Source organism: Polynucleobacter sp. 31A-FELB, assembly GCF_018882405.1.
Classification (GTDB): domain Bacteria; phylum Pseudomonadota; class Gammaproteobacteria; order Burkholderiales; family Burkholderiaceae; genus Polynucleobacter.
Window position 1 is genome coordinate 1 of the sequence record NZ_JACVOO010000016.1, and the last position, 12,471, is coordinate 12,471.

Genomic DNA, 12,471 nt, shown 5'->3' on the forward strand with positions numbered 1-12,471 from the left:
TGCCACCGCTCCCACATTAAAGCCTTCTGGGTGGCCGTGTAATAGATTCGAGGTCGTTGTTTCATGAGCAACACTCCTTGCGCTTACGCAGTTTGTAGTGTGTTGCATCGATCAGTTGAATTCAAGGTCGATTTCTGCCATTTGGGCCTGGCCGATCTAAGTGTCCGCTTCACGGCTCATGGTCGACAATTACCAATCTTATCTCGTATGAACATCGGGGGCCGCCTAGTTGCACTTGCTTACTTGCTCCCTAGTGTTTTCAGTATGGCAAGAACTAATTGTTCTGGGTCATTTAGGTCGAGTTTCTCGTAGCCCGAGGGTGGCCGCCCCTTTGTCTTTATTTCCTTGTAAAACAGGTTGCAGTGATTCCCAAGATCGGTCAAGTATCGAAACATTTCACTTTTCTCGGTGCGAATGGCTTTTGCCTCCAGAGTTTCCCCGCCCGTTTGATAGTGCGGATGGTTTACGCCCCGTAAAACATTCCTTGACTTGTGTGCACCGTGCATTCGACAGCTAGCACAGCCAAAGGCCGCAGGATTTTTGCATTGCTGCCCAGTACGCTTTGTCAAAACTCGACACTGATTGGCACCATTTAGGACGCTTGGTAGTGGCATAGTAAAGTTTTAGACGACTTCAAAACATAGGGTGTAGGGGGTCAAATGGTGGCGCTCAAATCATTTCTCGTAAGACCCATGCAAAGGGATGACAGGGATGACAGGGATTCTTGAAAAATCTGTGTGTGTATTTTTATTTTTACTAATTTTTTAAAAATAGTGTCAAAAGCGTCAATAACGTCTAGAGCGATACGCCTTATACCTCTGCGGGATGACACCTCCCCTAACCTCATGGTCAGCAATATCAACTTCCTCATGGGTGCGCCCCTTCATGCGTTAGGTACTCTTTGAGTGCCTCTTGGGTAGCCACATCAGCCCATTTAACCTTGCCACCAAGCAACAACTCAAACTCCTGTCTTGCGATATTCAAACTAGGCAGATAAAAACCACGCTTTTGCTTACCTGTTTGCGGATCTTTACCCCTATCTAGTCTTGCACTCGGGCATAACTTTGAGAGTCTTTGCACTACGTGGGATGCCTGTGTAGATGCGTACCGCTCAGAATTTTTATCAAAATTCTTATATTGCTGTAATAGCGCACTACTCAAAACAAACCTTGGCTCGCCCCACTCCCCAAGAAATGAATCTTCACAACCACTTATTGATCCTGCTTGCAGCACCTCTAACCAGTAACGGTCGAAACCCGCCAACGATTGTATTTTTTGACTCAAATGCTCCTCTGTACTGGGTCGCACACGGACATTGAATCCTGTTAGATCAAGGCTTTTTAGAGCATGGATCATTGCAGAAATAACTGCTGTGTTATTCATCGCCTTGATAAAGTCATCAAAATATTTCGAATCGCCCTTTCTGGTACTTGCTACACGTAAAAATAAAAACCTACGGTCATCAAGTTCAATATGTGCAAATTGCTCGTTGTTGCTAGCCGCAAAAAATCGATGGTAAGAGTCGATAATTCTTGCTGGCTGATACTTTTGTTCAATTCGACAGGTTGGCTCTGTTATTAGTGACTTTAAGCGCTCCAGCTTCTTTCGATCGCCCGCAAACAGAGCCTCGTCCATGCAAACAACATAGTTCTGCTCTAGGACTGCATTAAAGTTACCCACAACATGATCAACATCATTAACCTCAAGAGTTGTACGAGGCCACACCTTACTAAGGAGCTTAAAGAATGTTCCCTTCCCGGTACCTTGCGCACCTAAAAGAACAACCATTATTCCGGGTTTCTCCTCGGGGAATTGAAGCATGTGCGCTAAATACATCAGCAGGTAATCTAAAACCACCTCATTTTCACTACATATAACCTCGAGAAGAAAGTTCCGCACCACCCCCCAGTCGCCTTGCAATCCACTTGCTGGATCAACCCAGAAGTTAATCGTATCTAACGAGGTTGCCAACGGACTAAAAGCGGTTCTATTAAATTCGTGCGTATTTGGACTTACCCAGAATTGCTGTACCAAGGTTTTTGGGTCTTCCTGAAATCCGCTTCTCTCACAAAATCGCTTTATTTTTAATTCTGCAGCAGCCTTCTTATAAAAAGAGATACCGTTAACTTTTCCGCCACCCTTAACATCTGTAATTTCATCTTGATCTACAAGCCAGATTTCTCCAGCAGCATCATAGATTGCAAATCGCTTTTGAATTAAAACCAGAGAGGAGGATTTGACTCGCTTATTCACTCCAACCACCTTCTTCAGCCAAAAACTTAATACTCCCTATAGTTGGATGATTTGGCAGATCTGGGTTAAACCCCGAAATTAATTCCTCGAGAACCCGCTGATCAAATCTATCTGGCGCCGTGACGCTCCATTCATATGCCATATCTTCTGCACAGCACCATTGAGTGCTTAAAATTGCCCAAATAATCCTTCTGTAAACCTCGTAATCACAGTCGGCACTGATATAGCCCAGCATCCCTTTCAGCCTATTAATTTGTCTTGGCGTCTCATCTGGCGGCGGCATTTTCCCCATCAATGATTCAGTTAAATCATCAACTTTGTATTTACTCAAGCGTTTCAGAGTTTTTATTTTTTGCGGCTGTGCATATAAGTACTGCACCAATACTCGATCAACATCCATCACATTTCCACTAAAAACATAAGCATTGGCATTTTTCGGTGCAACATATATAGGCTGCTCAAGCTGATACACCGATTTGTCAAATTTAATTAACCCACTACCGATTTCTTTATTTATTTCTTCCTCAAGCATGAGGCCGAGCTGCAGGCTCTCGTTAGCCATGACCGGTCTAGACAACTCTAAAACTGCTCTTGCCCTTGGCGCATATGGCATATGACTCCAAGTCTCATACCCAAATCCTCGGTACTTTTTTAGAAAAAGAAATAGATGTTGATATGCAGCAATAGTGGCAAAGCCATCGAAATCCATAGGCATAAACCGGCGTGGCAATGCCAACCTCTTTAGGCGATAGTGCGCCTCTTCTGGGTACTTATCTAGGTTTGTATGCGCACCATTTGTAAATCCGGCAGTAAAAAACGTTTGCCCCTTTTCCGAGCTTCTGGTTGATAAGATCTTGCTCTCAAAACTATTGAAGTTATCCGAAACCAGTTGCAGTGGCTGATTGTCAAATTTATTTGTGCCCATTGAATAATAGATTTTCTGATCGCCACTCATTTAACTTCACCCTTAGCGTCATATTCATCTTTTATTTGCTGCAGAACCTCGCTCACCAAAGGCAACTCTTCCTCAGCCTCAAATGAATCCTGCAGCCCCGCAACTATCCAGCCCTCAGGTGCAGATAAATTGACATTCAAACCCTGAAAATACCTGCCGTCACTTAAGCGCTTCTCATCAACGATCACACCCTCATAGCCAGCATTAAGAATGCCAATGACAATTTCGATTACAGGGTTTAGCCCTTCGGAGTGCAGAATGGCATCCGGGTCTACTAAATTGAGATTGTCCGCTCTGTCCCAGTAAAAAACCAAGCTATCACTCATGGCCGCCTCCCGCATCAGAGAACAAAGAGTTACTCCAAGCTCGGATGTCCCGCAAGCGCCATACTTTCAAGGTTTTAGACAGCGATGATGGACGGGGGAAGCGGCCTTGGGCCACCCAAAGATTTATGCAAGATTTTGATAAGGTTGTTAATGCAGCTACTTCGTCGATTCGAAGCAATTGCTCATCGGTTTGGATTATTAATTCTTCAGTAGACATCTTCGTACACCTCCTATAAAAAATGAAGATGTATCGATGATTAACTATAAGTACCTATTCAAAAAGCATAGCTCGTACTTATTACCGATTTTTCCTAAACAAAATTTTCAAGCGTGTTGTTGCGCCATGCTTTCTTGAGGTTGTAATAGCCTTTTTCGGATACCGACAGCTCATTACTGCCGTGTCTCAAACCCTTATTATGCCCATCAAGCTGCTTGCAAAATGATTTGTATTGCATAAATTTAGTCGAGCCCTTCTCTTTTTTGTACTGGGTTGTGCTTTTTATAAACACCTCTATCAGCTCCCAATTTTTAGGGCGATGAGCGAGAATTTTTTGGTCTACGCCTGCCGCCTTCAGGGCAATCTTTTCCTTTTTTATGAAGTCATCTAGCGACGCTTTAGTGAGCACCGTAGGAAACGGAGTGCTAACTCTAATCGCACTGCAAGTCATATCATGTTGATTAATAAACCACGCAACACCTCCATTTAGTTCGCATATGAGTTCATTCTTTTTCTTAGTTACATGGCGGCTAGACAATAATTTTGAATAGTCCTTATCGAAAGCATCCAGCTCTTTTTTAAGCTGACTTACTAATTTACGCCCTTTCTCAGTTACCCTCCCTGATGCTACTGGGTAATCCTGAATGCAACTCAATATCGACGCAGAATACTGATTTAGTAGCAACTGCAGCTGTTTTGAAACCGCTGACTTTTTGTGTTGCTGCTCTATGCCATCGACAAATTCTTGAAATTCGAAATCCAAGTTACACAACAGCCGCTTGATAAAAGCTATTCGAGACCATTTTTCCCTTTTTAGGGCAGCTGGTTTTCCATTTAAATATACGACACCCATATTCACCCTCCCCAGTCAGTTTAAGCCGCCTTTTTGTTGGTCGCTAGCAAATGCACATTACCCCAAGAACCAGTACAGCAATAATCTTCCCAGTCTTTCATCAACTTACGTCTAGGCTCTAGCAAATCGCCCCTTCTATAAGCCGCCTCGGTTTGATTATTAATGGTATGAGCAAGCGCTTTCTCAGCTGCTTCCGAACTATGTGAAGTCTCCTCTGCCGCCCAATCTCGAAAAGCGCTTCGAAAACCGTGAACCGTCAATTTTGAGTGTCTCCCCCTCAGGTACATGAGCATTGCCATATTCGATAGCGGCTTCCCATCTATTGAAAATAAGTAAGGGCTTTGGGGGTCGAGAGACGCTGCTATTTGCAAAATTTCAATAGAGCGGGCGCCCAATGGCACACGATGCTCTTTCGCCGACTTCATCCTATCGGCAGGAATCGTCCAAATCGATCCTTCCCCAACCTCACACCGTCTACCAAATATGATCTCACCCGAACGACTTGCGTTCAGAATAAGAAATTCAAGCGCTAGTGCGGACATACAGCCGTTTTCTCGTAGCTCCAACATAAATTCAGGCACCTGCTTATACGGTAACGCTGGATGGTGAATGACTTTTGCAATTTTGCTTGGCTTAGGTAGTAGCGTCTCTAAATGCATCCGCCAAGTAGCTGGGTTTGATCCGGCACGTAAACCTCGTGTAATTGCCGACGCAATAATCCACTCAAGCCTTCCACGTAGCCGAGTGGCAGTCTCGGTTTTTTTATTCCAAAGCGGGCTTAAGATCCTCAAAATATGCTCGGTATTAATCTCGTCTAGATGCATGCTCCCGATAACTGGGTTTGCGAAGACTTCAATCGTTCTAAACCACTGGTACGTGTGTTTATCATTTTTCCACTCGGCCTTTTTTCCTTCTATGCACTCTTTTGCATAATCTCGAAAAATAGGCTTATCAGTAATGACGGGCTCGGCATTGCGCCAATACGTACTCGGCCGCTTCCCCTGCATCAAATCAATACGACATGCAGTGGCCCTTTTTCGAGCTTCTTTCAGCGTTATTTCTGGATAGCTACCCAATGACAAATCACGCCGCTTACCGGCAAATAAATACCTGAATACCCAATACTTGCCACCCTGACGCTTAATGTTGAGATTAAGGCCAGATACTGCAGGGTCCGTATACCTGCCGGGGGCTTTTAAATTCTTTACGTAGGGGTCAGTGAAACCAGTTTTCATGCTTTATTCCTTTAAAAATTGGCTTCCCCACAACTCCCCACACACCATGCGTGATTAGTCGTAAGTAGCCTTGGTTCTTAAAGTAAAGCCTTGGGTTTATTTGACACAGATTAGCTCGTACTTATTACCGATTTTTCTTAAACAAGCTTAGTGAGTTGTAACTCATAGCCGGTCAAGAACTCTCAACACCTCTCAAGACAATACTTAGACTTGAGTAGACGCCGACTCCACCAATTAGCAGTAAATTGATTTGATCAATAGTCAAACGCCACCTTCTAGGGTGGCGTTTTTCTTTCCCTCTATTTTTTACTTCACATTGATTGCATCAACGCTTTGGTGTCTTACCAATAATCTTTACCGCCCTCAAGAAATCAAAGTCGACACCTTTATCTGCTTGTGTGACTGTATCCAAGAATAGCTTTAGATAGCCACGCTCTGCAGTTGGCTCTATCACTGGATTATCTTTTGCACGCTTGGCTAACTCCTCATCAGAGATTAATAAGCTGATCTCGCGATTCTTCACACTGAGGCGAATGCGATCACCGTTCTGCACATGCGCAAGTGGCCCACCTACTGCAGCTTCTGGAGTCACATGCAAGACGATTGTTCCAAAGGCGGTGCCGCTCATACGTCCATCAGAAATCCGCACGATATCTTTTACGCCAGCACGAGCCAGCTTCATCGGAATCGGAATGTATCCCGCTTCAGGCATACCAGGCGCACCTTTGGGGCCAATGTTCTTTAGCACCAGAATGTCATCGGCTGTCACATCCAAGTCAGGACTATCAATGCGATTAGCTAGATCCTCGCTATTTTCGAAAACAACAGCACGACCCTCATGCTCCATGAGGTTCTCATTGGCCGCAGATTGTTTAATGATGGCGCCGCCGGGAGCTAAGTTGCCATGCAGAACCGCGATACTGCCACGTGGATAAATAGGGTTATTAAACTTGCGCACGACATCTTGCTTAAAGCTTGATGGCGCCGCATCAATCTCTTCACCTAAGGTACGACCCGTTACTGTCATCGCATCTAGCTTTAGCAAAGGCTTAAGCTCACGTAGCAAGGTTGTCATACCGCCAGCATCATGGAAATTCTCCATGTAATGATCGCCAGAAGGCTTTAGATCCACTAGTACGGGCGTCTCATCGCCCATCTTATCCAGGGCATCCAAATCAATCTCTAAACCCATGCGGCCAGCGATAGCAGCTAAATGCACAATGCCGTTTGTAGATCCACCAATCGCCAATAAAACGCGCATCGCGTTTTCAAAAGCGTCTGCCGTTAATACCTTGTCAATTGTTAGACCGTCTTTTGCCATTTGCACAGCACGAGTACCAGTCTCTTCAGCAATCCGAATGCGATCTGCAGTCACCGCTGGTGGAGTAGCGCCACCCGGGACTGTCATGCCCAATGCCTCTGAGATACAAGCCATCGTGCTTGCCGTACCCATCACCGAGCAAGTGCCTACGCTGGCTACCAATTGATCATTGACTTCATCTTTTTCAACTTCATCAATTTCGCCAGCACGGAATTTTCCCCAATAGCGACGACAGTCGGTGCAAGCTCCAACACGTTCACTACGATGAGAGCCGGTCAACATTGAACCAGTGATCAACTGAATTGCTGGAAGACCTGCAGAAGCAGCACCCATCATTTGCGCTGGCACTGTTTTATCGCAACCACCAATCATGACTACAGCATCCATCGGCTGAGTCCGCAGCATCTCTTCGGTGTCCATCGACATCAAGTTACGCAAATACATACTGGTTGGAGCAGCAAAGCTCTCATGAATAGAGATCGTTGGAAAGTCCATCGGCAAACCACCAGCAAGCATCACGCCACGCTTCACAGCCTCGATCAGCTGTGGCATATTGCCGTGGCACGGATTGTATGAGCTGCCGGTATTAATGATGCCAATCACAGGGCGATCTAGCGCGCTATTGGTATAGCCCGCACCCTTGATAAATGCTTTACGCAAAAACAAGGAGAAGCCTTTGTCGCCGTAGCTCGTTAAGCCCTTACGCAAACCACTCTCGGGTGCTGGTTTTTTTGTCTTATCTGAACTACCGCTCATAGCTTGCCCAATAGAATGCTCAAGATCTTAGTCTCCGTTGAATATCAATGTAGCTCTTGATTAAATATACTAAACTTTGCAAATTGCCGTATCCACAACTGCCACGCTTTCACCAAGGGTCATCATGTCCAGCATCCAACCTTTTCATCTTGCATTTCCAGTAGATAACTTAGAGGCTGCTCGTACCTTTTACGGAAGTACCTTGGGCTGCGCAGAGGGTCGTAGCTCAGATGAATGGATTGACTTTGACTTCTTTGGGCATCAACTAGTTGCCCATCTTGCACCTCAAGAATGCGGCAATGTAGCCTCAAATGAGGTTGACGGGCATCAAGTTCCCGTAAAACATTTCGGGGTGGTTCTGACGATGCCGGATTGGCACGCATTAGCAGACCGCTTAAGTAAGAGTGGCATCAAATTCATTATCGAGCCGCAGATACGATTTAAAGGAAAAGTTGGCGAACAGGCTACTATGTTCTTCCTAGATCCTGCTGGTAACGCTTTGGAGTTCAAAGCATTTGAAGATCCAAGTCAGTTATTTGCTAAATAATTTCTGATTTCTTGCGCTATTTACTTTGCGCTCAATCGCCAGAGTGAGGTAGTTTCTGCGGCCCTAGCAAAGTAAAGTAGATCAGCCTCATCCCCTGATTTTGGATGCTTTGGTTTGGTATCAATGCGACCCAAAACAAGCAATCCAGCATCCTCAATCCAGGTGAGTAGCTCTTGTCGAGTTCTCAACTCCAGATGCTCAGCCAAATCAGACAGAATCAACCATGCCTCACCCTCAGGCAATAAATGATCTTTCAATCCAGCTAAAAATCCTTTTAGCATTTGACTCTCTGGATCGTAAACCGCATGCTCTAAAGTAGAACTGGGTCTTGCAGGAACCCAAGGTGGGTTGCACACAATCAATGAAGCTTTTCCTGGTGGGAATAGATTGGCTTTCACAATTTCTATTTGCGAACCCAGATTTAGCTGCGCGATATTTTCTTTGGCGCAAGCGAGCGCTCGATCATCTTGATCGGTAGCAACAATCTTTTGCACGTCACGCATCGCCAAAATAATAGAGAGCACTCCAGTACCAACGCCAATATCAAAAGCTGTTGACTCAGCATCTAAAGCCTTGGGTAATGGAGCGTTACAGACCAGCTCAATGTACTCGCCACGAACAGGTGAGAAAACGCCGTAATGGGGGTGAACAAACACTGGATTACCATTTTCATCAGCAAGGATGGGCAAGCCATTTTTACGCCACTCATGCGCGCTAACCACACCCAAGAGTTCGCGTAAGGAAACTACATAAGGCTGACTGACGGCACCGTATGCTTCTGAACATGCCTGCGATATATCTGGCGCACGACGTAATGAAATCGTGTGATCCGGGTTGCATTGAATTAACAACATGCCCAGTATTCGGGCTCGTTGCGACTGAACGAGCCGATGTTGATTAAAGATATCTTTTGCTGTTTTCTTGGGAGTAGCGGCATCCGACTTACCCACCCTCTTGACCGCACGCTTAGATTTTTTCGAAGGCTTATCTATGCGCCGAACCAAAGCCTGCAATAGTTGGCGGGCATTCTGGAAATCACCTTTCCAAAGAATTGCAGTCCCCTCGCAGGCTAAATGATAGGCATCATCTGCCGTCAAAGTGTCATCAGCAGTGACTACTTTTTTATGGACTGCAATACCATTTTCGGAATGCCAAATTGCAGAACAGGCTTGACCGCCCTCTTCCCAGTGAATGGAAATATCTTGCATCATGACTTACTCAGGAGGATGCTCCTCGGGGTTGACATCTAATGCAATTAAAAAACGAGAGACCATGTTGTACGCCGCGACTACAGTCACGAGCTCTACGGTATCCGTATTACCCAAGGCAGCCTGCAAGCGCTTCATCAAAGCACTATCCACCTGAATGTTGCGCGTCATCTGAAAAGTTAACTCTGCAGCATCGTTTTCAACATCTGAGAAAAGATCCTTCGGGAAGCTAGGCTGACCAATTAAACGCAATGCCTGAACCTGTTCTTCAGTACCGCCAGCTTTGATAAACGGAGGTGCATGATGAAAAAACTCATACTCCGCACCATTAAGAACGGCTACCCCACACATCGCAAGCTCACGCAACTTTGGATCTAGAGAAAGGTTATTGCGGATCTCGCCGACAAAGTGATTCCAACCCTCAGCAATAGGGGTGCTATGCAAAAGCATGCGGTCTAAATTAATAAACTGGCCGCCACGTCTCTTGCGAATAGCCGCCAGGAGCTCAGCAGGCTCAGTCAAATCCATCGGTTGGTAAGGAATTAAACGTTCAGACATGGGTCTCTTGATGGGTATTTTTAATAAAAATGAGCGGTAAGTGCCTAGATTACCACTCGAATACCGTCTTCCTCGATAATGCTCATATCGTCACAAAATATTCACTATGAAGCCAATTCTGAACATTGCAGCCTACTTATTCGTCAGTCTAGACAATTTGGTTGAGTTGCGCGCCAAGATTCTAGATGAGTGCAATGCACGACACCTGAAGGGAACCATCCTCTTGACGGGCGAAGGAATCAATATGTTCTTGGCTGGCAATGATTCTGAATTGCGTGGCTTTTTAGACTGGCTTCGACTGGATCGTCGCTTCAAATCATTGGAGTCAAAAGATAGCTGGTCTGAAACACAGCCATTCAAAAAGATGTTGGTCAAAATTAAGAATGAAATTATTCGCATGAACCATCCGACGATTCGTCCGGAAGAGGGTCGCGCGAATTTCATCACGCCAAAAAAATTGCAGGAGTGGCTTGACCGAGGCACTGATGACTTAGGGCGCCCTGTAGTCATGGTAGATACACGTAATGCGTTCGAAGTTGAGTACGGGACTTTTGAGAATGCACTGCATTTCAATATCGAGAAATTTACAGAATTCCCCGCCGCAATCACTGCCCACAAAGATGATTTAGCCGATAAAACTCTAGTGAGCTTTTGTACTGGCGGAATCCGCTGTGAAAAATCTGGCCTCTTCATGCGTGAAATTGGCATGCAACACAGCTATCAACTTGAGGGTGGCATCCTCAAGTACTTTGAAGAAGTTGGTTCCGCACACTACACCGGTAGCTGCTTTGTATTTGATGAGCGGGAAGCGCTGGAGCCTAACTTAGACTCCATCCCGCTAGAGCGCTCTATTCGAAAAAAACAAACTGCTTAATTAGCAAAGACCTTAGCTCGATTTACCCACCAAAGTCATGTGCTCAACAAAAGGTGGCTTTACAAAGAATGGGCCAACAATTGCACGCCATTCAGCAAAGGCGTCGGACCCCCGGAAATCCACAGTATGGTTCTCAAGGCTATCCCAGTAAATCAATAGCAAGTAGCGCGCCGGGTTTTCAATGCTGTGATTAACCTTAAACCCTCGAAATCCTTTAGCCTTGGCGATAACGGTATTCACGCCACGCAAAATAGCCTCCTCAAACTCGGTAGCCTTACTAGGGTCAATTTCTATATCACAGTGCTCCAAAATCATGGCATTTCCTTTGTTTAGATTCTTAGGTATCGATAGTAAACTCAAGCAGAATAATAAATAACAATTTTAGAGACATGGCCAATTTACCTAGCGTTGTCATTCTTGGCGACTATGAGCAAGCCCTCCGCCGGTTTTCCAATTGGACTAAGGTAGATCAACGATGTCATATCACCATTTATCACGAACCCCTTCATGAGGAAGCGTTATATGAAGCAGTGAAAGATGCCGATGTGATTGTGCTTGTGAGAGACCGCATACCTTTTAACGAAGCCCTCATTGCGCGCCTCCCAAAGCTAAAACTATTTATATTCACTGGCAAACGCAATGGCACTCTCGATGCCTCAGCTCTGATATCCCGCAATATCCCGATTGCCTGCACCCCAGGCGGCCCGTCCAAAGAAACCACCACCGAATTGACGTGGGCATTAATTTTGGGAGCCTCAAAACACTTAGTTCGTCAAAATAAATTGATAGGCTCTGGTAGCTGGCGCGATGAATACTCTGTCCTCCCAATGCTTGCAGGTGAGCGACTGGGCATTATTGGCCTGGGATCTATCGGCAGCTCCGTTGCCCGCGTCGGCAAAGCTTTTGGCATGGAGCTGGTCGCCTGGAGCCCCAATATGACAGCCGAACGCGCCACCGCCCAGAATGCCAAATCAGTTAGCCTAGAGGAACTCCTAACAACATCCAAGGTTGTCAGCCCGCATCTAGTGGCGGGAGCCAACACTAAGGGCTTGATTGGGGCTGCAGAGCTAGCAATGATGCGGTCAGATGCGCTCCTGGTAAATACCTCTCGCTCTGCCCTCATCAACATGCATGCCTTGCGGGATGCCCTTGTTGCTGGGAGACCAGGTCAAGCGGCGATTGATGTATTCGATATCGAGCCTCTGCCAGCTGGTGACCCCTTGAGAAGCGCGCCCAACCTTCTCACCACACCACACCTAGGATTTGTTGCTGAACCCGTTTTCGCAGAGTTCTCCAAGGGAATTGTTAATACCTTAGAGGCGTGGTTAGAAATGCGCCCTTTGCCACACCCATTTGAACCTTAATCAC

The 12,471-nt window shown here is 45.8% G+C and carries 13 protein-coding genes; 3 read left to right on the top strand and 10 right to left on the bottom strand.

From position 1 onward, the window contains the following. Positions 1 to 867: 867 nt before the first annotated feature. The 7 genes from ICN30_RS09295 to ICN30_RS09325 form a co-directional block, all read right to left on the bottom strand. The gene (locus tag ICN30_RS09295) at positions 868 to 2,253 is read right to left on the bottom strand and encodes a DUF5906 domain-containing protein (protein ID WP_216275083.1); all 1,386 of its coding nucleotides are present in this window, start codon (positions 2,251 to 2,253) and stop codon (positions 868 to 870) included. After that, a complete protein-coding gene (locus ICN30_RS09300; RefSeq protein ID WP_216275085.1) occupies positions 2,246 to 3,208 on the bottom strand; it encodes a hypothetical protein in 963 nt (320 codons plus the stop codon). Before ICN30_RS09300 ends, ICN30_RS09295 begins: the two co-directional genes overlap by 8 nt. Further along, the gene (locus ICN30_RS09305; protein WP_216275088.1) at positions 3,205 to 3,534 is read right to left on the bottom strand and encodes a hypothetical protein; all 330 of its coding nucleotides are present in this window, start codon (positions 3,532 to 3,534) and stop codon (positions 3,205 to 3,207) included. The genes ICN30_RS09300 and ICN30_RS09305 overlap by 4 nt, the downstream gene beginning before the upstream one ends. After that, entirely contained in the window at positions 3,527 to 3,751 is a 225-nt protein-coding gene (locus tag ICN30_RS09310; protein WP_216275090.1) for an AlpA family transcriptional regulator, read from the bottom strand. The genes ICN30_RS09305 and ICN30_RS09310 overlap by 8 nt, the downstream gene beginning before the upstream one ends. A gap of 94 nt (positions 3,752 to 3,845) precedes the next feature. Continuing rightward, positions 3,846 to 4,604 (bottom strand): hypothetical protein, encoded by a 759-nt coding sequence (locus tag ICN30_RS09315; protein ID WP_216275092.1) that lies wholly within the window; start codon positions 4,602 to 4,604, stop codon positions 3,846 to 3,848. A gap of 20 nt (positions 4,605 to 4,624) precedes the next feature. Continuing rightward, on the bottom strand, positions 4,625 to 5,839 hold the full coding sequence (locus tag ICN30_RS09320) for an integrase arm-type DNA-binding domain-containing protein (RefSeq protein WP_216275094.1): 1,215 nt from the start codon (positions 5,837 to 5,839) through the stop codon (positions 4,625 to 4,627). 325 nt (positions 5,840 to 6,164) lie between these two features. Beyond that, the gene (locus ICN30_RS09325) at positions 6,165 to 7,916 is read right to left on the bottom strand and encodes an IlvD/Edd family dehydratase (RefSeq protein ID WP_216275096.1); all 1,752 of its coding nucleotides are present in this window, start codon (positions 7,914 to 7,916) and stop codon (positions 6,165 to 6,167) included. Positions 7,917 to 8,040: 124 nt separating this feature from the next. On the opposite strand from ICN30_RS09325, the gene ICN30_RS09330 reads away from it, so the two are divergent. Then, complete coding sequence (locus ICN30_RS09330) at positions 8,041 to 8,463, top strand: VOC family protein (RefSeq protein WP_216275098.1); 423 nt, start codon at positions 8,041 to 8,043, stop codon at positions 8,461 to 8,463. 20 nt (positions 8,464 to 8,483) lie between these two features. Here ICN30_RS09330 and ICN30_RS09335 read toward each other — a convergent pair whose 3' ends face one another. Further along, the gene (locus ICN30_RS09335; protein WP_370626628.1) at positions 8,484 to 9,674 is read right to left on the bottom strand and encodes a methyltransferase; all 1,191 of its coding nucleotides are present in this window, start codon (positions 9,672 to 9,674) and stop codon (positions 8,484 to 8,486) included. A 3-nt stretch (positions 9,675 to 9,677) separates the two neighbouring features. Then, a complete protein-coding gene (locus ICN30_RS09340; protein ID WP_216275100.1) occupies positions 9,678 to 10,229 on the bottom strand; it encodes a carboxymuconolactone decarboxylase family protein in 552 nt (183 codons plus the stop codon). Between the two features lie 106 nt (positions 10,230 to 10,335). Between ICN30_RS09340 and ICN30_RS09345 the strand changes: the two genes are divergently transcribed. Then, positions 10,336 to 11,103 (top strand): sulfurtransferase, encoded by a 768-nt coding sequence (locus tag ICN30_RS09345; RefSeq protein ID WP_216275103.1) that lies wholly within the window; start codon positions 10,336 to 10,338, stop codon positions 11,101 to 11,103. Positions 11,104 to 11,115: 12 nt separating this feature from the next. Here the strand turns inward: ICN30_RS09345 and ICN30_RS09350 are convergent, their stop codons facing one another. Then, positions 11,116 to 11,418 (bottom strand): antibiotic biosynthesis monooxygenase, encoded by a 303-nt coding sequence (locus ICN30_RS09350; RefSeq protein ID WP_216275105.1) that lies wholly within the window; start codon positions 11,416 to 11,418, stop codon positions 11,116 to 11,118. Between the two features lie 74 nt (positions 11,419 to 11,492). Here ICN30_RS09350 and ICN30_RS09355 point away from each other — a divergent pair, with 74 nt between their 5' ends. Further along, the gene (locus ICN30_RS09355; protein ID WP_216275107.1) at positions 11,493 to 12,467 is read left to right on the top strand and encodes a D-2-hydroxyacid dehydrogenase family protein; all 975 of its coding nucleotides are present in this window, start codon (positions 11,493 to 11,495) and stop codon (positions 12,465 to 12,467) included. Positions 12,468 to 12,471 lie beyond the last annotated feature (4 nt).